Annotated in this window: 27 protein-coding genes; 18 read left to right on the plus strand and 9 right to left on the minus strand. The window is 40.6% G+C overall.

Translation table 11 applies throughout. The annotated features are described in order from the left end of the window. Window positions 1–316 precede the first annotated feature (316 nt). The 6 genes from NCWK1_RS23645 (at window position 317) to NCWK1_RS23670 (ending at window position 4,011) form a co-directional block, all read left to right on the plus strand. A complete protein-coding gene (locus NCWK1_RS23645; RefSeq protein WP_103126392.1) occupies window positions 317–1,303 on the plus strand; it encodes a phosphate/phosphite/phosphonate ABC transporter substrate-binding protein in 987 nt (328 codons plus the stop codon). A gap of 84 nt (window positions 1,304–1,387) precedes the next feature. Further along, complete coding sequence (locus NCWK1_RS23650) at window positions 1,388–2,113, plus strand: phosphonate ABC transporter ATP-binding protein (protein ID WP_103126393.1); 726 nt, start codon at window positions 1,388–1,390, stop codon at window positions 2,111–2,113. Next, on the plus strand, window positions 2,107–2,892 hold the full coding sequence (gene phnE / locus NCWK1_RS23655) for a phosphonate ABC transporter, permease protein PhnE (RefSeq protein WP_103126394.1): 786 nt from the start codon (window positions 2,107–2,109) through the stop codon (window positions 2,890–2,892). The genes NCWK1_RS23650 and phnE overlap by 7 nt, the downstream gene beginning before the upstream one ends. Before the next feature lie 56 nt (window positions 2,893–2,948). Beyond that, window positions 2,949–3,236 carry a DUF433 domain-containing protein gene (locus NCWK1_RS23660; RefSeq protein WP_096579068.1) on the plus strand — a complete coding sequence of 96 codons (288 nt, stop codon included), beginning with the start codon at window positions 2,949–2,951 and terminating at the stop codon, window positions 3,234–3,236. Next, entirely contained in the window at window positions 3,233–3,598 is a 366-nt protein-coding gene (locus tag NCWK1_RS23665) for a DUF5615 family PIN-like protein (protein ID WP_103126395.1), read from the plus strand. Before NCWK1_RS23660 ends, NCWK1_RS23665 begins: the two co-directional genes overlap by 4 nt. A gap of 92 nt (window positions 3,599–3,690) precedes the next feature. Then, window positions 3,691–4,011, plus strand: coding sequence for a hypothetical protein (locus NCWK1_RS23670; RefSeq protein WP_103126396.1), 321 nt, complete (start codon window positions 3,691–3,693; stop codon window positions 4,009–4,011). A gap of 132 nt (window positions 4,012–4,143) precedes the next feature. Here NCWK1_RS23670 and NCWK1_RS23675 read toward each other — a convergent pair whose 3' ends face one another. Together NCWK1_RS23675 and NCWK1_RS23680 are read right to left on the minus strand one after the other, a co-directional pair. After that, on the minus strand, window positions 4,144–4,827 hold the full coding sequence (locus NCWK1_RS23675; protein ID WP_096579062.1) for a (2Fe-2S) ferredoxin domain-containing protein: 684 nt from the start codon (window positions 4,825–4,827) through the stop codon (window positions 4,144–4,146). Between the two features lie 80 nt (window positions 4,828–4,907). Next, the gene (locus NCWK1_RS23680) at window positions 4,908–5,162 is read right to left on the minus strand and encodes an Asr1405/Asl0597 family protein (RefSeq protein ID WP_096579060.1); all 255 of its coding nucleotides are present in this window, start codon (window positions 5,160–5,162) and stop codon (window positions 4,908–4,910) included. A 721-nt stretch (window positions 5,163–5,883) separates the two neighbouring features. Here NCWK1_RS23680 and dpsA point away from each other — a divergent pair. The 7 genes from dpsA to nblB all read left to right on the plus strand — a co-directional run bounded on the left by dpsA (window position 5,884) and on the right by nblB (window position 14,753). Beyond that, a complete protein-coding gene (dpsA, locus tag NCWK1_RS23685; protein WP_103126397.1) occupies window positions 5,884–6,438 on the plus strand; it encodes a DNA starvation/stress protection protein DpsA in 555 nt (184 codons plus the stop codon). 602 nt (window positions 6,439–7,040) lie between these two features. After that, window positions 7,041–10,307: a carbamoyl-phosphate synthase large subunit gene (carB, locus tag NCWK1_RS23690; protein ID WP_103126398.1), complete on the plus strand. Its 3,267-nt coding sequence runs from the start codon at window positions 7,041–7,043 to the stop codon at window positions 10,305–10,307. 752 nt (window positions 10,308–11,059) lie between these two features. Beyond that, a complete protein-coding gene (locus NCWK1_RS23695) occupies window positions 11,060–12,016 on the plus strand; it encodes an RNA polymerase sigma factor, RpoD/SigA family (RefSeq protein WP_096585130.1) in 957 nt (318 codons plus the stop codon). Between the two features lie 241 nt (window positions 12,017–12,257). Beyond that, window positions 12,258–12,608 (plus strand): DUF760 domain-containing protein, encoded by a 351-nt coding sequence (locus tag NCWK1_RS23700; protein WP_103126399.1) that lies wholly within the window; start codon window positions 12,258–12,260, stop codon window positions 12,606–12,608. 350 nt (window positions 12,609–12,958) lie between these two features. Next, window positions 12,959–13,369: an 8-oxo-dGTP diphosphatase MutT gene (gene mutT / locus NCWK1_RS23705; protein ID WP_096579052.1), complete on the plus strand. Its 411-nt coding sequence runs from the start codon at window positions 12,959–12,961 to the stop codon at window positions 13,367–13,369. 141 nt (window positions 13,370–13,510) lie between these two features. Continuing rightward, a complete protein-coding gene (locus NCWK1_RS23710) occupies window positions 13,511–13,969 on the plus strand; it encodes a CBS domain-containing protein (RefSeq protein WP_187308231.1) in 459 nt (152 codons plus the stop codon). A 118-nt stretch (window positions 13,970–14,087) separates the two neighbouring features. Next, entirely contained in the window at window positions 14,088–14,753 is a 666-nt protein-coding gene (gene nblB, locus NCWK1_RS23715) for a phycobilisome degradation protein NblB (protein ID WP_103126400.1), read from the plus strand. Between the two features lie 139 nt (window positions 14,754–14,892). Here the strand turns inward: nblB and NCWK1_RS23720 are convergent, their stop codons facing one another. Both NCWK1_RS23720 and NCWK1_RS23725 read right to left on the minus strand, forming a co-directional pair. Further along, window positions 14,893–15,486, minus strand: a complete 594-nt coding sequence (locus NCWK1_RS23720) for a Uma2 family endonuclease (RefSeq protein ID WP_096579048.1) — start codon at window positions 15,484–15,486, stop codon at window positions 14,893–14,895. Between the two features lie 169 nt (window positions 15,487–15,655). Beyond that, window positions 15,656–17,767 carry a serine/threonine-protein kinase gene (locus tag NCWK1_RS23725; protein ID WP_103126401.1) on the minus strand — a complete coding sequence of 704 codons (2,112 nt, stop codon included), beginning with the start codon at window positions 17,765–17,767 and terminating at the stop codon, window positions 15,656–15,658. 124 nt (window positions 17,768–17,891) lie between these two features. Between NCWK1_RS23725 and NCWK1_RS30640 the strand changes: the two genes are divergently transcribed. Continuing rightward, on the plus strand, window positions 17,892–17,972 hold the full coding sequence (locus NCWK1_RS30640) for a DUF6888 family protein (protein ID WP_422730886.1): 81 nt from the start codon (window positions 17,892–17,894) through the stop codon (window positions 17,970–17,972). Here NCWK1_RS30640 and NCWK1_RS23730 read toward each other — a convergent pair. The 3 genes from NCWK1_RS23730 to rpaB all read right to left on the minus strand — a co-directional run bounded on the left by NCWK1_RS23730 (window position 17,962) and on the right by rpaB (window position 20,070). Beyond that, a complete protein-coding gene (locus NCWK1_RS23730) occupies window positions 17,962–18,480 on the minus strand; it encodes a DUF456 domain-containing protein (RefSeq protein ID WP_096585124.1) in 519 nt (172 codons plus the stop codon). The genes NCWK1_RS30640 and NCWK1_RS23730 overlap by 11 nt on opposite strands. Window positions 18,481–18,595: 115 nt before the next feature. Beyond that, entirely contained in the window at window positions 18,596–19,240 is a 645-nt protein-coding gene (locus tag NCWK1_RS23735) for a cofactor assembly of complex C subunit B (protein WP_103126402.1), read from the minus strand. Window positions 19,241–19,341: 101 nt separating this feature from the next. Then, window positions 19,342–20,070: a response regulator transcription factor RpaB gene (gene rpaB / locus NCWK1_RS23740; RefSeq protein ID WP_103126403.1), complete on the minus strand. Its 729-nt coding sequence runs from the start codon at window positions 20,068–20,070 to the stop codon at window positions 19,342–19,344. A 176-nt stretch (window positions 20,071–20,246) separates the two neighbouring features. Here rpaB and radA point away from each other — a divergent pair, with 176 nt between their 5' ends. The 3 genes from radA (at window position 20,247) to NCWK1_RS23755 (ending at window position 23,437) form a co-directional block, all read left to right on the plus strand. Beyond that, window positions 20,247–21,827 carry a DNA repair protein RadA gene (radA, locus tag NCWK1_RS23745; protein ID WP_096579042.1) on the plus strand — a complete coding sequence of 527 codons (1,581 nt, stop codon included), beginning with the start codon at window positions 20,247–20,249 and terminating at the stop codon, window positions 21,825–21,827. Window positions 21,828–21,910: 83 nt separating this feature from the next. Further along, a complete protein-coding gene (locus tag NCWK1_RS23750; protein ID WP_103126404.1) occupies window positions 21,911–22,666 on the plus strand; it encodes a Uma2 family endonuclease in 756 nt (251 codons plus the stop codon). Window positions 22,667–22,819: 153 nt separating this feature from the next. Continuing rightward, the gene (locus tag NCWK1_RS23755) at window positions 22,820–23,437 is read left to right on the plus strand and encodes an acyltransferase (RefSeq protein ID WP_103126405.1); all 618 of its coding nucleotides are present in this window, start codon (window positions 22,820–22,822) and stop codon (window positions 23,435–23,437) included. 223 nt (window positions 23,438–23,660) lie between these two features. Here the strand turns inward: NCWK1_RS23755 and NCWK1_RS23760 are convergent, their stop codons facing one another. After that, window positions 23,661–24,404 carry a class I SAM-dependent methyltransferase gene (locus tag NCWK1_RS23760; protein ID WP_103126406.1) on the minus strand — a complete coding sequence of 248 codons (744 nt, stop codon included), beginning with the start codon at window positions 24,402–24,404 and terminating at the stop codon, window positions 23,661–23,663. Between the two features lie 291 nt (window positions 24,405–24,695). Here NCWK1_RS23760 and NCWK1_RS23765 point away from each other — a divergent pair, with 291 nt between their 5' ends. Next, complete coding sequence (locus NCWK1_RS23765) at window positions 24,696–25,166, plus strand: hypothetical protein (RefSeq protein WP_103126407.1); 471 nt, start codon at window positions 24,696–24,698, stop codon at window positions 25,164–25,166. A 108-nt stretch (window positions 25,167–25,274) separates the two neighbouring features. On the opposite strand, the gene NCWK1_RS23770 is transcribed toward NCWK1_RS23765, so the two are convergent. Continuing rightward, on the minus strand, window positions 25,275–26,128 hold an 854-nt coding region (locus NCWK1_RS23770; RefSeq protein WP_103126408.1), incomplete at its 5' end, for a Rid family detoxifying hydrolase.

The raw sequence follows: 26,128 nt of genomic DNA on the forward strand, positions 1-26,128 counted from the left end.
CAGTACTGGTGACATATTTGAGAGAACCTATGAGTAAATGCTTAATTAACTCTCTGCTGAGAAATTGCAGTTGGGTTGATTGGCTGTGGGTGGCTTTATCTAAATCTTCATCACGCAGATATTGTTCTTGCTTTCATCTCAACACCCAGACATTCATTCTCTACTCCTTACTTTCAAGCTAGTTAACAGCCTGTTGCCGTATTCAGTCATCCCATTCATATTGACTTTTATTCCCAAAAGTTCTAGATTCATTTGTTGAGATAGTTGAAATTAATTGTCAAAAATACTGCAAATAGTTCCTAATGGGGAGTTAGAAATGACTGTAAGTAAAAGGGGCGTATTGGGTGCTGGTGCTGCATTTGCGGCGCTGACAGGTTTGGTTGTTGGCAGTTTTGGGGTGATGCAGACAAAGAATGCTAATGCTAACTCCATTCCTAATCAACAAGCGCCACACTTACTTGCCCAAGCTAAAAGACTAAATAATTTAACAGTAATTTTTCCCAGTCGTTCTGACTCTACAGATTTGCAAACTAAAGCCAACGCTGTCGCTAGATTTCTGTCTAACGAGTTAAAGATTCCCGTTAAAGCGCAGATTGGTGATGATACTGCGGCGGTGGAAGCTTTGAGAGCGAATCGCGCTGATGTGGCTTTTCTTAGCAGTCGTCCGGCGTTGAAGGCTGAACAATTGGCAAATGCAAAGTTGTATCTCGCAGAAGTTCGTGATAATTACTCTGGTAGATACACTTATAATTCCATATTTGTTGTTCCCAATAATAGCCCACTAAAAACCAGAAATACTGCTCAAGCAACCCTAGGACAACTACGGGGTAAGCGGATGGCGTTTACTTCCCCAACTTCTGGTTCAGGGTTCGTTTTCCCGGTGAGTGAGTTGGTAAAACAAGGATTTGTCCCCAACCGCGATCGCCTTGATGGTTTCTTCGGTCAAGTTGCTTACGGTGGTAATTACAGCAAAGCTTTACAAGCTGTTGTGCGTGGTCAGGCTGATGTCGCGGTTGTTTCTGAGTATGCGATGTTCCCTCCGTACATCACCGCCCAAGAAAAAAGCCAGTTAAGAATATTACATAAAATCTCCGGTGTTCCCGCCCACGGTATCGCCATTGATGATGATGTCCCAGTTCAAGACAGAGAAAGATTAATCAACGCTCTACTCAAGTTAAATCAGTCACAAAATAATCAACTATTACGTAACTTATACAATTCCACCGAATTGGTGAGAGTTGATCATAACCGTCACTTGTCTCCAGTTCGCACCGCCCTTTCTCGCATTGGAATTGCACCGTAAATTCAGTAAAACAAATCAAAAGATCCCTGACTTCTTTAAGAAGTTGGGGATATAAAGCCATTAATTAGGATTTCGAGGTATAGGATGGGTAATTTTGTAATTGAATGCCATAACCTAGAGACAGCTTATGCTGCTTCTTTGAACCGTCCTATCCTGAATGGCGTTAGTTGTCAGATTAAACAGGGCGAGTTTGTGGTTTTACTGGGACTCAATGGTGCGGGTAAATCTACATTACTGCGATCGCTTGTAGGATTAGTCCCCTTCACCAAGGGAGAAATTCACATCAACGGTGTGACAATGAATCCCCGCACATTACCCCAAATTCGCCGCAATGTGGGGATGTTATTCCAGGGAGGCGGATTAATTCGGCAGTTGTCAGCCATTGATAATGTATTGTGTGGCAGATTGGGTGTCAGGAAAACTTGGCAGACATTATTTGGTTTTCCCCAACGCGATCGCCTTTTAGCAATGGATTTACTTGCACAGTTGGGTTTAAAAGAACAGGCTTATCAAAAAACTAGTCAACTTAGTGGCGGACAGCAACAACGTGTAGCGATCGCCCGTGCATTAATTCAATCACCGCAGATACTCTTAGCTGATGAACCAATTACAGGTTTGGATGTTGTCGCCTGTCAACAGGTAATGGAAACCTTATCAGAATTGCACCAGCAAGGGATGACGATTGTGACAGTGTTGCACGATTTAGGTATAGCTGCACAATACGGTCAACGTGCGATCGTTTTAGAAGCCGGACGCATTGTTTACGACGGACTTTGTGAAAACTTGCAAGCCCAATTTGTCAAATGTTAAACTCAAAAACTCTTCGCTGTTATCCTTGGATCAGTCCCTTACTCATCCTATTAATTATCGTTGTAGTTTATACTTGGGCTTTGCGAGGTATCAAAGTCGATTTTGAATTGCTGACATCTAGCTGGCCTTACATCACCGATTTTGTTTCTCGTTTATTTCCCCCAGATACCACGGTTATAGATATAGCAATTAAAGCACTTATAGAAACAGTGCAGATGTCTTTGTGGGGAACCACCGTGGGTGCAATTTTATCTTTACCCATTGCTGTCGCTAGTGCTAGTAATGTTGCACCTAGTTGGTTGCAATGGTTAGCCAACTTACTGCAAAACGCAGTCCGTTCCGTTCCTTCCATTATTTTAGGGTTAATTTTCGTCGCCGCCACTGGCTTAGGCGCACCCGCCGGAACTTTAGCCTTAGCAATTTACACTATCGGCTATTTAGCCAAGTTCTACCAACAAGCCATTGAAGCCGTCAATGCCAAGTCTTTAGAATCTTTGCAAGTGATGGGTGCATCAAGATTTCAGATTATGCAGTACGGCATTTTACCCCAAGTCTTACCCTTGGGTTTAGGCTACACCTTATGGATGTTTGAGTATAATATCCGCGCCGCTTCCGTGTTGGGTGTAGTTGGTGCTGGTGGAATTGGCTTTCAATTGAAGAGTTACATTGATGGTTTTGAGTACAACAAAGCCACAACTATGATGTTAGTGCTGTTGGTAGTTGTAACTGTAATTGATACCTTTAGTAGTAAATTACGTCAGCGACTAGATTCCATGTAGTCGCACTTATCAAACTGTTGATTTACGATCAAGGTTAAAACCGAGGACTTAAGTGAATGCAAACCTTTACAGACATTGGTACATTGATTGTTCGCACACCAGGAACACTTGGTGGCCGTCCTCACATAGCAGAAACCAGAGTATCTGTACAAAGAGTTGCAGCTTGGTACAAAATGGGTCTAAATGCTGAGGAAATAGTTGAAAGAATGGGTAACTTGACTTTAGTGCAAGTATATGCAGCATTGACTTATTATCATGCTAATCGGTCAGAAATTGAAGCTTACCTCACGGTTGAAAAGTCCAACTATGAACAATTAGCAGCATTGATGAATCAGTCATTATGAGCAAAATACGGCTGTTAATAGATGAGGATGCAATGGATCATCGATTTGTTACATCATTAAGAGCCAGAGGCGTAGATGTGACAACAGTTGGAGAATTAATTAGAACTGGTTTGAGCGATGAAGAACAGTTAGCTATCTCAACTGAACAGCAGCGTGTATTTTATACATTTAATGTTGGTGATTTCTACCAGTTGCATAGTCTTTACATGACAGAAAACAGAAATCATTCAGGAATTGTTATTTCCACACAAGATTATTCAATTGGTGAGCAGATGGGACGAGTTTTGAAGTTGATGACAACTAAATCTGCTAAAGATATGGAGAATCAGCTAGTTTTTCTGAGTGCTTATGCTGGAGAGTAAGTTTATCAGTGTGTGTATATTTATAATGTACTGATTAGTTACATACTTACATACAGATTAAAATTTAAAGGCTTCACAATTAAGGAGCTAATATGGCACTTAACGACTTTAGATCAGTATTTTTACCTTACTGTCTGGACAAACAATCTGATGGACGATACGTGGTGTTGAACAGAGAATATAAGCCTATCGGCTTTAAGACTACAGAAAATATTGAATATGAAGACTATCCTATTTGTGTTGAATTAAAAGGTATAACTTCAACAACAGCAGCAAAGCTCTCTTATAAGGGAGATCCAAATACAGACAGAATTTATCTATACAATGATGGCTGTGTCCCTACAAAAAGTGCTGAATATATGGAGAATTATCTTAAACGTTTAGAAATTCTGGCAAAGCTTAAAGTTGACTAGTTAAGTAATCGCAATTATTTTTACGTAAAAACTCTATTAAAAAACCCAGCTACAACTCTTGCATCTACCTTGCAAAAGTTGTAGCCAAGTTTTTAGGGAACACACTAATCTTCTAACTTTATAATTTTCTCATTAAATTACAGAAGTTTTTACAGAAACTTCATTGAAATTAGATATTTTTATTGGTAATAATTCTGAGTTATCAGTTTGCTTATCTTCCTGCTTTTCAGCAAAGTGCTTGTCCATTAGTGAAGCAACTTGCTCTGTTTGAATGCGGCTGTAGCGGGTTTTATCTGGCATAACTACATTAGGGCCTGCTTTGCAGTTTTTCATGCAGCCTGTACCTTTGATAGTAACTTGGTCTTCTAAACCGCGATCGCTCAATGCCGCCTCAAATGCCTGACAAACCTGTTTCCCGCCACGTTTCCAACAATCTGACTTTTGACACATTAAAATTGTCTGCTTCGTCTTAGCTGGTTTGACTTGAGTCACATTACTAGCTGGTGGTTCCTGTAATGCTGTGCTGGTTGCAACTCTTCCTAAATCAGAACGTGCAGCCATCACCCGTTCTGCTTTTAGGGTATACTCACTCTTTTTTTCGTCGTATTTTTTCGTACCAACAACTTGCAGCCAAGTACCTTTTGGTAAACGCAAATCAAACGCAGCCCTTAAGGGTTTAGCCAGCTTTACATAGCATTCACCTTCAGAAGTTTCTAATTTCAAGCCTTTTAGCTTATAACCATCTTTAATAACAAAATCTATAAATCTGCCTTCCAAACAAAATTCCGTAATTTCTTGACTGTAGATTATAGCCATCTTTTTTGTCCTATTTTTTACTGAATAATTTTGTTCTAATCACGTAATAACTTGCAGACATCTGTCCTTGGTTATTACTTTCAGTAGCGGCTTTGCCAGCTATTCTCAAGAATCTGAATTAGTTCTGGACGGCAGGCGAGAAATCGTTGCATCACACACCAAAATTGAACCATTGCCAAAGGATTAGCAATTTCAACTTGCAACGGCTGGTTAGTCTCACAGCAACAGGGAATATCTAGCTCATTTAAACGTTGATAGACTTGCCAGCGGTCTGCCCAATTAACTTCAACTACGTACTTCTGGTCTATTTCTGAACCGGAACTAAACGATTTCAAGAGACGAACCCTCAAAAGTGCGACAAATTTGCAGTAACTAGTTTGCTTTCGCTCCTCGATTCTGACGAATCTTAGGATTACAGCTTCTTTAAATAAGGATAACCTAAGTGCGAACTATTCTCAGTTATTCTCTAATGGAAATATGAAAATTTCTCATTAATTTTGGGTTAAGCACAAGCTCAACCGCTTATGTCATCAAGCTTTGACCTGATTTTAATTTTGCAAAAATTTTTTAAATTTTTTTCAGCTTAATTTTTAGGTAACTAGTATTGTGGATGAGAATGACTGTCTGCACTTAGTTTCTATCACTTCATCGATACACCACTATCTTTCGGCTGGTATGAGTACTGGTAATGAAGAATAGTCTTATTTAACCTAGTTGTTCTACTGGAAATGTAAAGCAGAATTAGTCTCAAACCCTTTTGAATCCTACCTCCTAGCGCCTGACTTCTGTCTTTTTACTGATGTCTCCCTTGTTTTCGCTGATGCGCGACTTTTCTACTTGGTAATTTCTACTATTAGTAAATATTTCTACAATCTCAAGATATACGCCTAATGAAGTAGGCGCAGATTAACTCGATAAAAAGCAAAAATTTGCAATTATAGCCACAAAAAAATTTAGAAATTTATGATATTCTTTGAACTTGCTTTTATTTTTAGAATGTTAATATGTAAAAACTAAGCAGTTAAAAACTGTAACTGCAAAAAAGCGAGGAGAACTATGTCTGATACACAAACTTTGTTACAAAATTTCGGTCAGGTTTATGACAATCCTGTATTGTTAGACCGTAGTGTTACTGCTCCAGTTACAGAAGGACTCAACGTTTTATTAGCTAGTTTTCAGGCGTTATACTTGCAATACCAAAAACATCATTTTGTTGTAGAAGGTGCAGAATTTTACTCATTACATGAGTTTTTCAACAGCAGTTACAATGAAGCACAAGACCACGTTCATGAAATTGGCGAAAGACTTAATGGTTTAGGTGGCGTACCCGCTGCTTCTTTTAGCAAATTGGCAGAACTAACCTGTTTTGAGCAAGAGTCTGATGGTGTATATTCTTCGCGCAAAATGGTAGAAAATGACCTAGCCGCCGAACAAGCAATTATTAATGTAATTCGTCGTCAAGCTGCTCAGGCTGAGAGTTTGGGCGACCGTGGGACACGCTATTTATACGAAAAAATTCTGTTAAAGACTGAAGAACGAGCTTATCATTTAGCTCATTTCTTAGCCAAAGACAGTTTAACCTTGGGTTTTGTACAACCTGCTCAAAACTAGAAATCTCATTATCTAGTCTATTCTTGATACTGCTGCGGCAAAATCTGACAGCACGGAACATTAAGAAAAGGTAAAAAATGACAGAGAAGTAGTTAGTATCTCTGTCATTTTTTATTTAGATATGCCAAAAATTACCAGATGAAATTATTATTTAGTTAGATATTAAAAATTATTAGCAATTAAGTAAATGATAAATATTTTTATTTAAGAAATATTTCATAACTTGTTGAAGAATAATATAAGTTGGAAACTCATATTTAAATTATGAGATTTAATAGCAACTTAAATAAAAATTATTGGCAGATAATTGAGAGTTTGGGTTTTGAGAATTAATTAAAACTGTAAACACAAAAAAATCTGGATACTGAGTTAGTAAAGACGAGTCAGGCACATGAGATAGTAAATAGAGATATATTCGTCAATAGTCATTCGTCGATAGTAATTTGTTGTTTGTTCATCTTTCACTACACATCTGTTACCCTACTACCTTTTCTCTGGCTGCGGCGATCGCACCCGGAAAACTTGATAATAAACAACATGACTGAGGGCAAACACCCTTAAAATAATCAGGATTTGTATTTTCGTACTCCAACCCCAAGACTATGCCCCGCCGTCAAGACCTCAAAAAAATACTCCTATTAGGATCTGGCCCCATTGTAATTGGACAGGCCTGTGAGTTTGACTACTCTGGAACCCAAGCCTGTAAAGCGTTACGAGAAGAAGGCTATGAAGTGGTGTTAGTCAACTCCAATCCTGCCACAATTATGACTGACCCAGAAACGGCCGATCGCACTTACATTGAGCCGTTAACACCAGAATTAGTTGCTAAAGTCATCGCCAAAGAACGCCCAGATGCTTTACTCCCGACAATGGGAGGACAAACTGCCCTCAACCTCGCCGTTGCTTTAGCTAAAAACGGTGTCTTAGATCAATATAATGTGGAATTAATTGGCGCAAAGTTAGCCGCGATCGAAAAAGCGGAAGACCGCAAACTATTTAATGAAGCGATGGCCAAGATAGGCGTGCATGTCTGTCCTAGTGGTACAGCTTCATCTTTAGAAGAATCCAAAGCGATCGCCCGCAAAATTGGCAGTTATCCCCTCATTATCCGTCCTGCCTTTACAATGGGGGGGACTGGTGGTGGTATTGCCTACAACCAAGAAGAATTTGAAGAAATGGCGCAAGTGGGGATTGATGCAAGTCCTGTATCGCAAATTCTCATTGACCAATCTCTCCTCGGCTGGAAAGAATATGAATTAGAAGTGATGCGCGATTTAGCAGATAACGTGGTGATTATCTGTTCCATCGAAAATCTCGACCCGATGGGTATCCACACAGGGGACTCCATCACCGTTGCACCCGCCCAAACCCTCACCGACAAAGAATATCAGCGGTTGCGGGATATGTCCATTAAAATCATCCGCGAAATTGGCGTAGAAACTGGCGGTTCTAATATTCAGTTTGCTGTTAATCCTGTGACTGGGGATGTGGTTGTGATTGAAATGAACCCCCGCGTATCTCGCAGTTCCGCACTGGCTTCTAAAGCTACAGGCTTCCCGATAGCGAAGATGGCGGCGAAGTTAGCTGTGGGTTACACCTTGGATGAAATTAAAAACGACATCACCAAGAAAACCCCCGCATCCTTTGAACCAACAATAGATTATGTAGTTACCAAAATTCCCCGCTTCGCCTTTGAAAAATTCCCCGGTTCTGAACCAGTGCTGACAACACAAATGAAATCTGTTGGGGAAGCAATGGCTATCGGACGTACATTCAACGAATCCTTCCAAAAGGCGCTGCGTTCTTTAGAAACCGGACGCGCGGGTTGGGGTTGTGACAAAGCGGAAAAATTACCCAGTGGTGAACAAATCCGCGCCTTATTGCGGACACCGAATCCCGATCGCATTTTTGCTGTGCGTCACGCTATGCAAGTCGGGCTAACTATTGACGAAATCTATGAACTCACAGGGATTGACCCTTGGTTTTTAGATAAAATGCAGCAGTTGTTGGAGACAGAAAAATTTATCAAGCGCACCCCGTTAAAACAGTTGACGAAAGAGCAACTATATGCAGTAAAACGGGAAGGATTTAGCGATCGCCAAATTGCTTTCGCCACCAAAACCACAGAAGATGAAGTTAGGGCATATCGCCAAGAATTAGGAATTGTACCAGCTTACAAAACTGTTGATACCTGCGCGGCTGAGTTTGAGGCGTTTACTCCTTACTATTATTCCACCTACGAAGAAGAAAGCGAAGTTTTACCCTCAGATAAACCCAAAGTGATGATTTTGGGTGGTGGGCCGAACCGTATCGGTCAGGGAATTGAGTTTGACTATTGTTGCTGTCACGCCTCTTATGCTTTAAAAGGTGCAGGCTATGAAACTATCATGGTCAACTCCAACCCAGAGACAGTTTCTACTGACTACGATACTAGCGATCGCCTCTACTTTGAACCATTAACCAAAGAAGATGTTCTCAACATCATCGAAGCCGAAAACCCCGTGGGAATCATAGTCCAATTCGGCGGACAAACCCCTCTGAAACTATCACTTCCCCTCCAACAAGCACTCAGCACTCAGCACTCAGCACTCAGCACTCAGATTTGGGGTACATCCCCCGATTCCATCGACACCGCTGAAGACAGAGAAAGGTTTGAGAAGATTCTCAAGCAATTAAATATTGCACAACCACCCAACGGAATTGCGCGGAGTTATGAAGATGCGTTGATTGTGGCTAGACGCATTGGTTATCCTGTGGTGGTGCGTCCTAGTTATGTCTTAGGTGGACGCGCAATGGAAATTGTCTACTCTGATACAGAACTGGAACGCTACATGACCTTTGCAGTGCAGGTAGAACCAGAACATCCGATTTTAATTGATAAGTTCTTAGAAAATGCCATCGAAGTTGATGTAGATGCGATCGCCGATCATACCGGACGGGTGGTGATTGGTGGCATCATGGAACACATCGAACAAGCCGGAATCCATTCAGGAGATTCTGCTTGTTCTTTACCCTCAATTTCTCTTCCCCCAGCGGTACTTAGTCAAATCAGAACTTGGACTGTCCAACTGGCGCAAGCGTTGTCAGTTATCGGGTTAATGAATATTCAGTTTGCGGTGGTAGGTGTCGGCTCATACTCTCCCCAAGTTTACATTCTCGAAGCTAACCCCCGTGCTTCCCGGACTGTACCTTTTGTTTCTAAAGCTACAGGTGTGCAATTGGCGAAGTTGGCATCCTTAATTATGTCGGGTAAAACTCTTGAGGAATTAGGCTTTACTGAGGAAGTCATACCCTCACATATTGCCGTGAAAGAAGCAGTTCTACCGTTTAATAAATTTCCCGGTACAGATACAATATTAGGCCCGGAGATGCGCTCAACTGGTGAGGTGATGGGCATAGATAGCGACTTTGGCCGCGCCTTTGCCAAGGCAGAATTAGCTGCCGGTGAGCGTTTACCCCTCAATGGTACTGTATTTGTCTCCATGAGCGATCGCGACAAAGCCGCAGCCGTTCCTGTAGTCAAGGAATTTATTGACTTAGGCTTTACCGTCATGGCGACCTTCGGTACACGCCAGGCACTTCAAGAAAATGGATTAAAGGTTGAATTGGTGCTGAAACTTCACGAAGGTCGTCCCCACGTCCTTGATGCGATTAAAAACCAGAAGATTCAACTAATTATCAACACCCCTTCTGGCGAAGAAGCGCAAACTGATGCCAGACTCATCCGTCGCACAGCCTTAGCCTACAAAATCCCCATCATCACTACTATTGCTGGGGCTAAGGCTACCGTTGCTGCTATCCGTTCTCTGCAAAATACTACTTTGGACGTAAAAGCCCTCCAAGATTATTCCATGAAGAGTTTGTCGTAACTCTGCCCGGCGTGGCACTGAATTTGACTGGAGTATGAAGGGTGTGGAGGAAGTTTAAAGATTTCGCTTGTCTCCTACCCTTTTTTTATGAATCTGCTTAAAGCAGTATTTACAAGGAAAATTAAGTAATTATTATAGAAGAAACATTATAGTTACTATTGCGATATTTTAACAAATATGAGTAAACTAATTTTTCTCTCTGCGAATATTTATTAACTAACCTAGAGCGATCGCTCTCAGCAACATGAAGTAATTATGCTTATGCCAAAAGGTTGATTTGTCGGAGTTTCAGCCCTCACACCAGAGCCAAAGCAAACAAATGACTTTTATCTACCCCTTAACCATAGTCTATAGTTCTCATTCTGGTTTGATGACCAACAAAGGTTTATTCACTAATGTGGTTAACCTATCAAAACCATTCTCAATTCCAATCATTTTTCGGCTGTGGGGCTTTTCAAGATTTCTCATAAATGTTACAATTTTTAATAAAGATTAAAGAGAAAAGGTGTTGTTCTAGCTACCTTTATCTATCCGTAGATACTTGTACAAACTCAGGAAAAACTGTAACCTCTAGCAGTTAAGAGCGTAATTTTTGATTAATAAAAGCAACCGATACCAACGGACGCGTAAATCGTAAACCTAATATGTGTTTCCAGTCAAACTGGGCAGCACCCAAACAAACATCTATTTATTAGTTATCTACTAGTTGAATGACTCAAGCAATCAACCCAACACCACCAATGAGTAGCGCCATGAAGACCGCTCCGACAGCTACAGACCTCGTGCGGACTTACCTGCGTGAGATCGGCCGTGTACCACTGTTAACTCATGAAGAAGAGATTCGTTATGGCAAACAAGTGCAGCGTTCAACCGCTTTACAAGAAGTCAGAGAATCCTTAGCTAGTCAGTTGGGGCGTGAACCGACTTTAGAAGAGTGGGCAAAAGAGTCGAAACTAGACATAGCCGATTTGAACGAAGCGATCGCCTATGGTGAAATTGCGAAACGGAGAATGGTTGAAGCCAATTTGCGCTTAGTAGTATCTGTAGCTAAGAAGTATATCAAGCGTAACGTTGATTTACTTGACCTGATCCAAGAAGGCAGTATTGGAATGCAGCGCGGCGTAGAAAAATTCGACCCCACCAAAGGTTATCGATTTTCTACTTATGCTTACTGGTGGATTCGCCAAGCAATTACGCGAGCGATCGCCGAAAAAGCCCGCACTATTCGCCTACCCATTCATATCACAGAAAAACTCAATAAAATCAAAAAAGCCCAGCGTCAATTATCGCAAAAACTCGGACGCGCCCCCTCCGTCGGTGAATTGGCGCAAGAACTAGACCTAACCCCCAAGCAAGTCAGAGAGTATCTCGAAAAAGCCCGTTTACCCCTATCCTTAGATCTGCGATTGGGAGATAACTACGACACCGAACTCGGAGAAATGCTAGAAGACCCAGGCGCTTCTCCCGAAGAGTTTGTGATGCAAACCTCTCTTTCATCTGATTTAGAGCGAGTTATGGAAGAACTCACCCCCCAGCAGCGAGAAGTCATCACCTTACGCTTTGGGTTAATTGATGGTCAAGCTTTAACACTGGCCAGAATCGGTGAAATCTTAAATATCAGTCGTGAACGAGTTCGCCAAATTGAACGCGAAGCTTTAAACAAACTCCGCAAATCCAAAGCTGCTATGAATGAGTATTTGGCGAGTTAGTCATTTGTCCTTTGTCCTTTGTCATTAGTAGTTCACAAATGACAAATGACCAATGACAAATGACCATTAGGCGAGAAAATACTCTGGTTTTGGTACGGTTACACCGACTTCCAAGTGAGAATGTGCTTGTTAAATTATTTAACAGGAACACCAAAACGGCAGCTACGTTAAATAAACGACAGGCACTTATTATCTCAGTTGCAAACATAGCAGCCAGCAACGGTACTACAGGAGGTAAAACGTGAGTAACCAATCCAATCGAGTGTCAGAATTTTTTTATAGCGACGCATCGGAAACCAGCAACTTTCTGTGGCAGTATGTTAAATCTTTAAGTCCTGAAACAGTTAGCCAGTTATCTCAACCAACATCTCCCGAAGTTTTCCAAGTGATGGAACGCAACATTGTGGGTTTGTTAGGCAACTTACCACCCGAACACTTCAATATGACTATTACCACTAGTAGGGAGAGCCTTGGCCGTTTGCTGGCTTCCGCAATGATTAGTGGTTATTTCCTACGTAACGCTGAACAACGTATGGACTTTGAAATAGCATTACAAGGTACGGAAACCAATCATCAAGAAATTGAAGAGTAATGGCAAGTTGTTGAGTTTATTTCAGCCGATGTGCAGAACTCAGATTCGTTTCCTGCGGAATCCTGACAACCTACCTTACCTAAATTCTAAATCCCTGTAATGCGTTAGCGACATCTTCAATACAGCCACTAATCGCTAACGCAATGAGGATTGTATCAATGTTAATCTAAATTGGATTTCTAATAGTAGATTAATCAAAAAGCAATCAAATCATAACTTGTTACTTTGTACGGCATCTGCGACAATATTGAATAAATTAAAGTAATTTCGACTATTAATCTAAAAAACTCGGCAGACTAATTTAGTGTCTGCCGAGTTTTTTGATCAGTCACCTATCATTCTCATAAACTATGACTGAAATTAGTTCTATTCCCCATAAAATTATTGGTGTCGCTGTTATTTGGAACGACCAGCAGCAAATTTTAATTGATCGCCGTCGTCCACAAGGTGCAATGGGTGGCTTGTGGGAATTCCCTGGTGGCAAAATTGAACCAGGAGAAACAATTGAAGAGTGTATCCGGCGGGAAATAGCCGAAGAACTGGGTATAGAAATTGCAGTGAAAGACCATCTCATCACCATTGACCATACTTATACTCATTTGCGCGTGACTTTAACCGTGCATCACTGTCACTTCCTCGCAGGTATTCCCCAACCCTTAGAATGTGATGAAATTCGCTGGGTAAGCTTAGATGAATTAGAAGATTATGCTTTTCCCCAAGCTAACGGTCAAATTATCGCTGCCCTGAAAAGTTCTGCGTAGGTTAAATTCAGAAGAAAATAAGAAATGACCAATGACCAATGACCATTGTTCACAAGTAACAATGTATTAACTCAATTCAGTTCATGGCGGCAATTTTCTACAATAATGCCAGGGAATATAAAAAATGGTGTCTGCAAGCAAATGTCTAAAACTGTTGCCGACGTAATGAGCCGTGACCCGATTGTTGTGCGGGCGGAAACTCCTCTGAAGGAAGCCATTCAAATTTTGGCAGAGAAACGCATCAGCGGGCTACCTGTGGTGGATGATGTCGGTAAATTGGTGGGGATTATCTCCGAAACAGATTTGATGTGGCAAGAAACTGGTGTAACTCCACCTGCTTACATCATGTTTTTGGATAGTGTCATCTATTTAAAAAATCCTGCTACTTACGATCGCGATTTACATAAAGCATTAGGGCAAACTGTTGGAGAAGTTATGAGCAAAAATGCTGTAACAATTTCTCCCAACAAAACATTAAAAGAAGCAGCACAAATGATGCACGATCGCAATGTGCATCGCTTACCTGTATTAGATACTGAAGGTCAAGTAGTTGGCATTCTTACCCGTGGTGATGTGATTCGGGCAATGGCAGCAAGTTGATAGTCATTAGTCATTAGTCCTTTGTCATTAGTTAGGAGTTTCTTGACTATTGACTATGGACATTTGACTATTAACTATGGACTATTTTTTAAAACATCTTTGAAATTAGGATTATTAAATGAGTATTACTCCTGAGTCGGTAAGACAAATGCTCAGTTCTGAGGATTTGGGCGATCGCTTGCGTGCTGTCAATCAAATCCGTGACTTAGAACCTGTGATTGGTTTGGAACTAGTGCAGATTGCTATAGGCGATAGCAACTCTAGAGTGCGGTACTCAGCAGTGAGTCAAATGGATACACTCGGTACACAAGATTTGCAATTATCTTTGGATATTTTACGCGATCGCTTGCTCAATGACCCTGAAGCTGATGTGCAAGCCGCCGCCGCTGACTGTTTAGGGGCGCTGAAACTACACGATGCGTTTGCAGATTTAGAGCAGCTTTACCACTCTACTGGTGAGTGGTTAGTCCAATTCAGCATTATTGCCACATTAGGCGAGTTAGGTGATCCGCGTTCTTTTGAATTACTCAAAGAAGCACTTTCATCCGAGAACGAATTAGTGCAAACTGCTGCTATCAGTTCCTTTGGAGACTTAGGAAATATCGAAGCAATTCCTCTATTAGCTCCATATTCTACCAATCCCGACTGGCAAATGCGCTACAGAGTTGTCCAAGCTTTAGCACGGTTAGGTGGCGCAGAAGCAAAATCGATATTAGAAACTTTGGTAAATGATGAAGTTGAAGCAGTCGCCATAGAAGCGCAGAAATCGTTACAGACTGTTTAGTTATTGGTAAATATCGTAGATCGCATCTGGAATTTAAAATGGTGCGATCGCTTTCCCTATCCGAAAAAACTAAAGATTATTTGTGTCACAATTGAGGAAAAGAATATATATCCTACAACCAGGCAAGCACTTATGTGTGTTATTCCTTAGTTATTATCTGAATATATTCATTCACAGCATCATATTGGTCAGTCATTCGCGCATATTTTGCTAATAAATCTAAATTTAAATCAGGCAACAAATTGCTTTTAGTAGCTTTTATATAGCTGTCACCTTGCAAACAATAAAGTGATAATAAACCATCTTCCCAAAACCAAACTTCAGGTACTCCTAAACGCTGATAAATTTTTAGCTTATTAATTCCACCACTTGTAACAGTTATTTCCAAAATTAAATCGGGAATTGGTTTTTTTGTTCCTAAATTATAAGACTCATCAGGTTCTCGTCGTGTATTATCTTCCTTATTACCTATAGTTGCACTTCCACGTCCATAAAACCGAATGTTCTTCATCCGCATATAGACTTCTAGTAACATCGCCAGAGTTTTTTTATTATCCTCGTGATCATCAGACAGGGGTGACATAATTTCTAGAAGACCGTCTAAATAAGTTAGCCTTGCGCTTGTCCCAGTAAGGGCAACATCAAGCTGTTCTAACTTTTCCCAACTGACATTGTACAGAAGAACGTAGGAAGTCTCAGCATTACTAGGTTGTTCCAAGACAAGGGAAGACATAAGCTAGACCATAGCGTGGCTTTTTTCTATGATAAAACCTAATATTAGTCTTTAATGAGGTGACGTTGAGCGTGGGGGGTGTTGACTAAACGCTGATATAGTATTTCTGGAATTTGCAGAGTAATTGTTTCTTTTGTCATTGTTCAATTCCCGCATAGGTCAATCATCGCTACGGTAGCCGCCAAACTTTGACGGTTTTGTCCATACTCCCACGGGCAAGGGTTTTGCCATCTGGACTAATAGCAACAGAACTAAACCCGTCAGAATAAGATGTGAGGGTGCGGATTTCTCTCCCTGTTGCGAGATTCCAAACTTTGATAGTTTGGTCGCCACTGGCACTGGCTAGGGTTTTGCCATCTGGACTAATGGCAACAGAACTAACAGAGCCTAAATGACCTATAAAGGTGCGGATTACTTTTCCTGTTGCAAAATTCCAAACTTTGATGGTTCTGTCAGCACTAGCACTGACAAGGGTTTTGCCATCTGGACTAATGGCAACAGAATTCACTGAGTCGGAATGCCCTTCAAGGGTGCCAATTAGCTGTCCTGTTGTGAGATTCCAAACTTTGATGTTTCTGTCAGCACTAGCACTGATAAGAGTTTTGCCATCTGGGCTGATAGCAACAGAATTCACTGAGTCGGAATGCCCTTCCAGAGTGCGGATTTCTTTTCCCGTTTCAGTATTCCACAATGTGATATTGGGGTTTTTGTTACGACTAGCACTGATAAGAGTTTTGCCATCTGGGCTGATGGCAATAGAATTCACTGAGTCGGAATGCCCTTCCAGAGTGCGGATTTCCTTTCCTGTTGTAATATTCCACACTTTGATGGTGTTGTCACGACTAGCACTGAAAAGAGTTTTGCTATCAGGGCTGATGGCAATAGTACTAACCGACTTGGAATGCCCTTCCAGAGTACGAATTTCCTTTCCTGTTGCAAGATTCCAAACTTTGATGGTGTTGTCACGACTAGCACTGAAAAGAGTTTTGCTATCAGGGCTAAACACGACGGAACGAACTGACTTCACATGACCTGTGAGAGTTCCTGTTAAGAACATTTCGCTAGTTTTACCCGTTAATTCACGGGTAATTAGAGATACTGGATTAGTCGGAAATAAACCATAACGAACATAACTATATATTTGAAGTCCTACTAAGGTAATAGCAACACCCAGCAGCACGTGTTTTGCCAACTTAGTATATTGTCTCGACGGCTGTGGCGATACTTCTGGATTTACTGGTGAATCTACTAATCTTTCTTTTGTGAGTACTTGATCCTGAGAAGATACTATGGCTGGTGACGATGATGGTGAAAATGAAATTAGTTGTTGATGTATTGGTAGTTGTGTTGGTGGAAAGTTGGCAAATTCTTGCTGGATATGAGTTACAGAAGGCTGTGGTGATGGATTTAAATCCTTTAATAATTCTTCTACTGACTCATAACGGTGATGAGATTCTTCTTGCAACAGTTTATCTAGCATCCGCCCAAATTCTTGACTCACCCCTTGTCGCAAATGATCTCTCCAACTAAAAACCCAGCCATAACCTTGTCGTTTCCACAACTCCCAAGGGTGAGTTCCACTCAACAGGTGAAAGCAAGTTGCACCAACACTATATAAATCACTGGAGGGTAAAGCTTCGCCACCTTGCATTTGTTCCATAGGTGCATAACCAAAAGAACCAATTTGAGTTCCCGCTTGCGTCACCGCTGTTGCGGTCAGTTGCTTGGATGCACCGAAGTCAATGAGTACTAACTTGCCATTACTATGGCGAATAATATTCTCTGGCTTAATATCACGGTGAATAACTTTTTGTTGATGAACTGTTTTGAGAATATCTAATAAATCCAGCAATAATTCCCTAACTTTATCTTCAGTGAAATGTCCTTGCTGTTGTAATTCTTTTAATAAATTCTGTCCTTCAATAAATTCCTGTACCAAGTACAGGCGTTTATCTTCATTAAAATACGCTAACAGTGTTGGTATTTGCGGATGTTTGCCTAACTGTTGCAGTCGCTTTGCTTCTTGTTCAAATAGTTCTGTGGCTTTTTTGAGTGCGCCTGTTCCCTGGACTTGCGGTGCAAATTGCTTGATGACGCAAGATTCATTAAGTTTGTCGATATCTTCTGCTAGATAAGTTTTACCAAATCCCCCGCCACCGATTGATTGAATTGGACGGTAGCGGTTTCTCAAAGCGATTAATGGCGCACCACAGCTAGAGCAGTACTCTACGCCATCAAAATGGGGTGGGTTGTGGCAAGCTGGATCTAGGCAGCAGGTCATAACTGTGCATCTGTCTGGAGGTGTAGTTATTATCGCTTAAGCATGGACTAATCTGAGTAGTTACCGCAAAATAATTAATATATTGAGTGTTAAGTTGGGATAAGTCACAATTGGGGGACAGACAATAAACCCAACAGACGAACAAGTACAAGCCTGTGTCCGTGTCTGCCAAATGTTATCAAATACCTACTTAGTCATCCACTAAATACTTGTGGCCAGGTTGTGACTATAAAAACTGCAACCGCTGCAACTGCTAACAAACCCTGAATCAAATTCCCTACTAATGTACCAACGACAATTCCAATACCTGCTTTGACTGCTGGCCATAATTCTCGGCGGTAAATAAATTCACCAATAATTGCACCTATTAGCGGCCCAAATAACATTCCTAGCAATGGCCCGCCAAAGGGTAAAGCTGGTAATAATCCCAAGATTCCTAAAACTAAGCCAACAACTGCGCCAATTTGTCCCCATTTACTAGCGCCAGCTTGTTTTGCTCCTATGTAACTGGCTAAAAAATCAACTCCGACACTTAAAAGCAAAACTAGAATTGTGACGATTAAAGGTATCTTAATTGCTGCGAAAGAACCACTAACAAGTCCCCAAATAATAATAGCAGCTAAAATTAAACTACTTCCAGGAATCGCTGGGACTACAGCACCAATAATTCCGACAATCATTAAGGCAATTAGTAACCAATAAATAATTTGCATAAGCATTTAAATTTTTCAAAGATACGAGGAAAATATAGTAAATAATTAGCTGTCAGCATACTCTGAGTTACTTTGCGTTTTCCTCCATCTACCTCTGCGTTTAAAAATTAAACCATTAGATATACAAACTAATTGTGACAGCTAATTTATCAGCAATGCCAGCAATCCAATTTTCATCTTGTTTGGTGTAACTTCTAGGTGCATTTGCTCCTAAAATTATCACGCCTTTATCCCCAATGGGTTGACAAATTACCCCTTGAGTATTTTCGGGTAAGTAATCAAATTCAATTTTGCCAGGGTAGATATTTAAATTAACTAAATAAACTGGCTGTTGTTTTTCCAGTACTCGTTTTAAGATTGCCCCTGGTACTACTTCAGATTTAAGTCCCAGAATACCGCGACGTAACAAAACTTTGCCTTGATATACAACTACCAGCGATCGCGTGACTGTGTTAGTTAATATCATCCGAGATGCCCAGGCTAGTTCTGTTTTCACGGCTTCTGGTAAGTCATCTGCAAGCACAAAACCTTCTTCCCCAATCAGTTCAACAGCATCCGGCGATCGCGGCTGTACTTGCTGCCAAATTAAACCCGTTAAAATTAACACGGCACTCAAAATTACGCCCAAAACATCGCCACGAGATTGGGATTCTGTAAGTTCTGGTGTCAATAACCGATTAATTAGCAAAAGTATAGCGCCTAACCCACCGACAACTATGGGTAAACGGCGCAACACTCGATTGGGATCAGGTTTGGTCATTGGTCAATGGTCATTTGTCATTGGTCAATGGTTATTTGTCTTTTGTTCATAGCCAAAAGTTATTCTCCCTTGCTCCTCTGCTCCCCTGCTCCTCTGACTGTTTACTCTTCTCCAGGTTCAATTATGCTTTGAAACAAATAACCCGTACCTCTTGCAGTCAGGATTAATTCTGGGTTACTGGGATCGTCTTCTAGTTTTGCTCGTAGGCGGGATATATGCACATCTACCACCCGCGTATCTACATGGCGTTCTGGTGTATATCCCCAAACTTCTTGCAAAATCTCGGAACGGGAAAAAGCTTCTCCAGAACGGCTAACCAGCAATTCTAGTAAGCTGAATTCCATTCCCGTCAAGCGAATGCGCTCATCACCTTTATAAACTTGTCGCTTGTTGGTATCGATTTTGATATTTCCTACGTGAATTACCCCAGAACTGGGAATTCCCGATGCACCTGTTTTATCTACGCGGCGTAAAACTGAGCGAATCCGTGCTTCTAGCTCTTTGGGGGAGAATGGCTTAACTACGTAGTCATCAGCACCTAATTCTAACCCGGTGATGCGATCGGCAACGTCCCCCAAGGCTGTTAGCATAATAATAGGGACATCTGATTCTTTACGTAATTCTTGACACACGCCGTAGCCATCTAGCTTTGGCATCATTACATCCAAAACCACTAAATCAGGATCGGATTTGCGAAAAGTTTCTAACGCTTCCTCGCCGTCACCAGCAGTCACAACATCGTAGCCAATCATAGAAAGGCGCGTTTCTAAAATCCGGCGAATGCTGGCTTCATCGTCTACCACCAGGATTTTTTCTTTATGACTTTCCAAGTTGCTCAACGCTCCTTAACTAAAATTTTTCATGATTAATTTTTAATACCATAATATTAAGATATCATTCCCACAATTGATTTGAAAAATGCTGGAAAAACCAGTTTTCTTTGACTTTAGTTTTTTGTAAGAATTAAGAAAAAATTAAGATTAATTAACTTAATTAAGATTTAAGAATGCCTAAGCCTAAAACCTTTTACATTTGTAACGAATGTGGTGCAGAATCTCCCCAGTGGTTTGGTAAGTGTCCTAATTGCGGAACCTTCAATTCTTTAGAAGAACAAATTGCCATACAATCTTCCGTTGATGTACCCACAAGAGGGGGAGTCGGCAGTTGGCATAAGGAGCAAAATAATGGGAAATCTCATGCTAAACCAGCAAAACCACGGGCTTCGCTGACATTTGATCAAATTAGCGATCGCCAAGTCACGCGCTGGGAATCTGGCTATGGAGAATTAGATCGAGTCTTGGGTGGTGGTGTTGTTCCTGGTTCAATGGTATTAATCGGTGGCGATCCGGGGATTGGTAAATCTACATTATTATTGCAAGTATCAAATCAATTGGCGCAGAGATACCGGATTCTCTATGTTTCGGGAGAAGAATCAGGACAACAAGTCAAATTGCGGGCGTTGCGTTTGGGTGTTTCTAAATCGGTGAGTGTGGTTGGTAATGGTAATGGCACAGCAACAGAAGCAGCGTTAGATATAGAAGAATCAGCAGTCACAGTAAATACCGAAGTATTAGAAGTAGAAACAGTAACAGACTCTTCTGAGCGTATAGGTGCAGATTTGTATGTCTTACCAGAAACTGATTTAGAAGAAATTTTACGGGAAATAGATTCTCTCAGACCAAATGTGGCGGTGATTGATAGTATTCAAACCGTATTTTTTCCCGCACTGACATCTGCACCTGGTTCTGTCGCCCAGGTGAGAGAATGTACCGCAGCCTTGATGAAAGTGGCGAAACACGAAGACATCACGATGTTAATTGTGGGACACGTCACCAAAGAAGGTGCGATCGCCGGGCCGAAAGTCTTAGAACACTTAGTAGATACAGTACTGTATTTTGAAGGCGATCGCTTTGCCTCCCACCGCTTATTAAGAACCGTGAAAAATCGTTTCGGAGCAACCCACGAAATCGGTATCTTTGAAATGGTGGAACATGGACTGCGAGAAGTTTCTAACCCTTCAGAGTTATTTTTAGGCAATCGTGATGATCCCGCCCCAGGTACAGCCATTGTTGTGGCTTGCGAAGGTACACGCCCGATTGTGGTGGAATTGCAAGCCTTGGTTAGTCCGACAAGTTACCCCTCACCCCGACGCGCCGGGACTGGTGTAGACTACAACCGCTTAGTCCAAATTCTCGCTGTTTTAGAAAAACGCGTAGGAATTCCTATGTCAAAGCTAGATTCTTATGTGGCTTCGGCGGGTGGATTGAGTGTAGTCGAACCAGCCGTAGATTTAGGAGTAGCGATCGCCATTGTTGCCAGTTTCCGCGATCGCATCGTTGATCCAGGTACAGTTTTGATTGGGGAAGTCGGCTTAGGTGGACAAGTCCGCGCCGTTTCCCAGATGGAACTGCGGTTAAAAGAAGCAGCCAAATTGGGATTTAAAAGAGCGATCGTCCCCAAAGGCACAAAATTTCCCGACCTTAACCTGGAAATCTTACCAGTATCCAAAGTAATTGATGCGATTATTGCTGCCATTCCCCATCAAACACTAGAAGATAGCGATTTCGATCCAGACGACGACGAATAGGTAATAGGTGATAGGGGACAAATTATAGAATCTCCCCTACACCCTCACACTCTTCTTCACCCAAACCCCTACCCCTACTCAACATGACAGCCATCATCACCCAAAACTACCAAGTCACTTGGGAAAAACTACCCGATGATTACGTTCTTCCAGATGAGCCAGTGGATAACATCAACCAACCAGCCATAGCAGCAGCCCTCACCGAAAGCTTACAAATCGCCGGAAAAATCCCTGAAAATGCCTTTACATCCACAAATTATGGGATTTGTGCAACTTTAGATGGAAAAATGGTCATTAAAGCCCCTGATTGGGCATATATTCCCAAAATTACCGTTGATAAAGCAGAAGTAATCCGCAGTTACACTCCCCAACTCCAAGGCGACATCCCCGCAATTGTGATGGAATTTATTTCCGATACAGAAGGAACAGAGTATTCTGCCAAACCAACCTATCCTCCTGGGAAATGGTTTTTTTATGAACGCATCTTAAAAGTGCCAAACTATGCCATATTTGAACCTGATAGCGGTAACCTAGAAGTTTATCGCCTAGATAACAATACAGGTAGATACACCATCCAAACCTCTAACGAGAGCCAACATTACTGGATTAGCGAAATGAATATTTCCCTTAGCGTTTGGCAAGGTACTCGTGAAAACCGCACAGGCTATTGGTTGCGGTGGTGGGATGAACAAGGAAACCTGTTATTCTGGGGTTTTGAGTTAGCAAAACAAGAACGACAACGCGCTGAACAAGAGCGAGAACGAGCAGAACAAGAACATCAACGCGCTGAAAGACTAGCCGCACAATTACGTGCAGCAGGTATTGAACCACAAGATTAGAGTTCTGATGAATACCTCTCGCCTAAGTATTAAGCATATTACACCACCCATCTAATAGGAAAGGCGGGGTGTACTTGCGATTTTAATTTTATTAAAACTGTAAGCGATCGCTAATCTTCAAGGGAATACTAAAAATAATCTTTCAAAAAACCCATGAAACAAATTAGCCATAAAATTACAAATAAATTAGAGCGCATATTACTATCTTTTATCCCTCACATTGTCAAGTGGGAAGAATACTTGCAAACTAAAATCAAGAAATATAAACATCAACAACTAAAGCAACAATTAAAATCTGTCGGTTCTCGTGTGCGATTTAGAGATGATATTCGGATTGATCATCCGCAAAATGTTTCCTTTGGCAATAAAATTTACATCGGTACGAACGTTGTATTAGATGGTCGTGGTGGAATTACAATTGGTGACAACACTACAATCGGATTTAACGTTGTCATCTTATCAGCAAATCATGATTATCAAAGTAACGCTCTACCTTATGAACATGATATTTACATTCATAAACCTGTAGTAATTGGTAAGAATGTTTGGATTGGAGCTAATGTCTTAATTATTCCTGGTATTGTGATTGGAGATGGAGCAATTATCGCCGCAGGTACAGTTGTAACTTCTAATGTGGAACCTTTAGCAATTGTAGGCGGTCAACCTAGCAGAATCATTAAATATAGAGATAAAGAACACTATGACCGCCTTGCGCTTGAGCAAGCCAATCAAGCTGAAGTTTTATCTACAAACCCTCACTGTGAAGGATAATACAAACATCAATTCCTGAAACTGCTTGATTAATATTGGATCAATATCCATCCTAGATAATTTGCTAAAACTCATAAACTAGATTTTTAAAGTTTGACGACTGACAAATTGAATTGAACAGCTAAATTTAGTGTGGATTTATCAATATCAATTGACATTCAATTCGATTAATTAATTGCTAATATTTTTAGATTCAATTTATAAAGTAAATATTAATCTTTTTTTAGCTCCATTTATGATAGCTACGACCTGTAATTTGATAAGGGTGAAAAATTTCTAGATAATTAGTTTGCAAAGTTTTGAAGAATTTGTTTATCATCTCTGCGTCATCTAAATGGAAAGGATGTTCTTGATTAAAACCTTTGAAAAAGCACCAGTTAAGTATGATTTTACCTTCATCTTTGAGAATTTTATGAAACTGTAACAGTTGGTGGTTAGGGTCTGGTAAATGTTCTAAAACATCAAAGCAAAGAATCGTATCAAAATTTATGTTTGGTGGTATTTCGAGGTAGAAAGTTATTTTATCGTTCAAACCTAATTCCTTTGCTCGGTACTCAACAAAATTACGATTAATGGGATTGATATCACAATAGATTACTTGTTCAACTTGAGGAGAAAGAGCAGCGGCTATGGTGTGAGTACCAATACCTCCACCAAAATCTAATACTCGACCTTGGCTATGGTCTGCAATTAAACGCAGAGTATCTCCTATGTAGTTTTGGCTACCTAAGTGCCATGCGCCTAGTTCAAACAAATAGAGTTCATTTACTTTTTTACTATAAAAAGTGGTTGCTTTTTCCCAATCAAAGTCTTTATGGCCTAACTCAGCCATGTGTTGCTGACTACATTTTAACTTTGTTTCTAGCGACACTGGATCTAGGTTCAGAAATCCTTGTATATGTTGTTTCAAATTAAATGAGTTTTCCCAAAAAGTTTTAAGGAATGATGGTGTATGTAATGTTTGCATAATTTTGGTAATATAATGTGTGTAACTTCAGTATGATACTATACAATAAAATTAAAAGCAGAGATTTCTGGTCAGTAATGAGAAATTCTGTTGTAAAAAGACTAAATAACCTAAATTTGATTACGTAGTAAAACTGAGGAGTTAGTTTTTAATTTGAGGTTCCGACGGACAATTAGAAGAGCAAGATTCAAGTTTGGCTTAGGGTGTATCCAAGTTTTTATTTAGCAAAGACAGAATAACTGTCATTGTGAGGAGGAACGAAGTTCGCACAGCGTAAGTGTCGCAAATAATATGCAGTTATCTAGAAACAATCCAAATGGATATTTAGCAGCAATTATAGGTAGTTTAATTGGGGCTGTAGCACTTTTATATTTAGGCAGTTATCTAGGCAGAATTTATGTGATTAAATTTATGCCTAATGCTGAATTAGAAGGATTAATACCACCTGTAATTGGTCAGTTTATTGGTTGGTGGATTGGAGAAGTATTAGGATGTTGGCTGGCTTTACGTTGGCAAAATCACAGGAAGGTCAACAAAACCGTTAAATTATTAGCAATCCTAACTCCTATTGGCATCATCCTCTGGTTAGTAGCTTTTATCTTTATTTCCCAACTGCTCAACAGTTATTTTAGTGATTTAGAAATGCTGCTATTGCAAAACCAAATACGACCAATATCTGTTGGTTTATTAATCATGGTTTTAGCATGGCTGGCAAGATTTTTAACAAAACCTCAGCCTCCTCATCCACACACTTATGAGTAAGCAAATATCCGTGAGAAACAAGATCCCCGACTTCTTTGAGAAGTCGGGGATCTGAATAAGCGCAATTCTCACAAACACAATAGGATTGCTATTGCCGATCAACTAGTTTTAAATCACGGCTATACAATCAATTTCTACCATGACATCTTTTGGCAAACGCGACACTTGAACACAAGCACGCGCTGGGGCTGTATCTTCAGGGAAGTATTTAGCATAAACTGCATTCACAGCCGCAAAATCATTCATATCAGCTAAAAATACAGTTGTTTTAACAACATTAGCAAAAGTCGCTCCCGCAGCTTTTAAAATTGCTTCTAGATTTGCTAATACTTGCTCAGTTTGCTTTTTTACATCATCTGTGTAAACAACATCACCCAACCGGGGATCGATCGCAATTTGTCCAGCCACAAATATCATTTGACCAGAAGCCGCGATCGCTTGATTGTATGGCCCCACTGGTGCAGGTGCTTGATCAGTATTAATAACTTGCCGTGTCATAGATATTACTTTTTCTAACGATACTACCTGTTTACCGACTTCCACCTCAGAGGCGATCGGTTTGTAAATTTCTCCATCAGGCATTATCGCACCAGTTAGGTCAGCATCTATAAAGGTTGCGCCATAAATATTCGCTCCAGTTAAATCAGCCTTCCTTAAGTTAGCCCCATTGAAATTTGCTCTAGTTAAATTTGCATTTACCAAACAAGCTCTCTCTAAATTTGCTTTTTGCAAACAAGCTTTCTTAAGGTTTATTTGTCCCAAGAAAACTCTAACTAAATCTGCTTCAGCTAGATTTACTTCTGATAAATCACATTTGTCAAAAGTCACTCCCTGAAGTTTAGCTTTATGGAGATTAGCACCGTAAAGATTTGTATCAAAAAACTTGACTTGAGTAAAGTTTACTCCAGTACAATCTGCCTTACTCAGATTTGCATTAAGTAAGTCGGTGGAAAAATTTACAG

This window comes from Nostoc cycadae WK-1, assembly GCF_002897135.1.
GTDB lineage: Bacteria > Cyanobacteriota > Cyanobacteriia > Cyanobacteriales > Nostocaceae > Nostoc_B.

What these genes read in the sequence shown, in the direction of transcription:
- NCWK1_RS23645 (WP_103126392.1), top strand. Translation starts at nt 317, where the DNA reads ATGACTGTAAGTAAAAGGGGCGTATTGGGTGCTGGTGCTGCATTTGCG.
- NCWK1_RS23650 (WP_103126393.1), top strand. Translation starts at nt 1,388, where the DNA reads ATGGGTAATTTTGTAATTGAATGCCATAACCTAGAGACAGCTTATGCT.
- phnE (WP_103126394.1), top strand. Translation starts at nt 2,107, where the DNA reads ATGTTAAACTCAAAAACTCTTCGCTGTTATCCTTGGATCAGTCCCTTA.
- NCWK1_RS23660 (WP_096579068.1), top strand. Translation starts at nt 2,949, where the DNA reads ATGCAAACCTTTACAGACATTGGTACATTGATTGTTCGCACACCAGGA.
- NCWK1_RS23665 (WP_103126395.1), top strand. Translation starts at nt 3,233, where the DNA reads ATGAGCAAAATACGGCTGTTAATAGATGAGGATGCAATGGATCATCGA.
- NCWK1_RS23670 (WP_103126396.1), top strand. Translation starts at nt 3,691, where the DNA reads ATGGCACTTAACGACTTTAGATCAGTATTTTTACCTTACTGTCTGGAC.
- NCWK1_RS23675 (WP_096579062.1), bottom strand. Translation starts at nt 4,827, where the DNA reads ATGGCTATAATCTACAGTCAAGAAATTACGGAATTTTGTTTGGAAGGC.
- dpsA (WP_103126397.1), top strand. Translation starts at nt 5,884, where the DNA reads ATGTCTGATACACAAACTTTGTTACAAAATTTCGGTCAGGTTTATGAC.
- carB (WP_103126398.1), top strand. Translation starts at nt 7,041, where the DNA reads ATGCCCCGCCGTCAAGACCTCAAAAAAATACTCCTATTAGGATCTGGC.
- NCWK1_RS23695 (WP_096585130.1), top strand. Translation starts at nt 11,060, where the DNA reads ATGAAGACCGCTCCGACAGCTACAGACCTCGTGCGGACTTACCTGCGT.
- mutT (WP_096579052.1), top strand. Translation starts at nt 12,959, where the DNA reads ATGACTGAAATTAGTTCTATTCCCCATAAAATTATTGGTGTCGCTGTT.
- NCWK1_RS23710 (WP_187308231.1), top strand. Translation starts at nt 13,511, where the DNA reads ATGTCTAAAACTGTTGCCGACGTAATGAGCCGTGACCCGATTGTTGTG.
- nblB (WP_103126400.1), top strand. Translation starts at nt 14,088, where the DNA reads ATGAGTATTACTCCTGAGTCGGTAAGACAAATGCTCAGTTCTGAGGAT.
- NCWK1_RS23720 (WP_096579048.1), bottom strand. Translation starts at nt 15,486, where the DNA reads ATGTCTTCCCTTGTCTTGGAACAACCTAGTAATGCTGAGACTTCCTAC.
- NCWK1_RS23725 (WP_103126401.1), bottom strand. Translation starts at nt 17,767, where the DNA reads ATGACCTGCTGCCTAGATCCAGCTTGCCACAACCCACCCCATTTTGAT.
- NCWK1_RS23730 (WP_096585124.1), bottom strand. Translation starts at nt 18,480, where the DNA reads ATGCAAATTATTTATTGGTTACTAATTGCCTTAATGATTGTCGGAATT.
- NCWK1_RS23735 (WP_103126402.1), bottom strand. Translation starts at nt 19,240, where the DNA reads ATGACCAAACCTGATCCCAATCGAGTGTTGCGCCGTTTACCCATAGTT.
- radA (WP_096579042.1), top strand. Translation starts at nt 20,247, where the DNA reads ATGCCTAAGCCTAAAACCTTTTACATTTGTAACGAATGTGGTGCAGAA.
- NCWK1_RS23750 (WP_103126404.1), top strand. Translation starts at nt 21,911, where the DNA reads ATGACAGCCATCATCACCCAAAACTACCAAGTCACTTGGGAAAAACTA.
- NCWK1_RS23755 (WP_103126405.1), top strand. Translation starts at nt 22,820, where the DNA reads ATGAAACAAATTAGCCATAAAATTACAAATAAATTAGAGCGCATATTA.
- NCWK1_RS23760 (WP_103126406.1), bottom strand. Translation starts at nt 24,404, where the DNA reads ATGCAAACATTACATACACCATCATTCCTTAAAACTTTTTGGGAAAAC.
- NCWK1_RS23765 (WP_103126407.1), top strand. Translation starts at nt 24,696, where the DNA reads ATGCAGTTATCTAGAAACAATCCAAATGGATATTTAGCAGCAATTATA.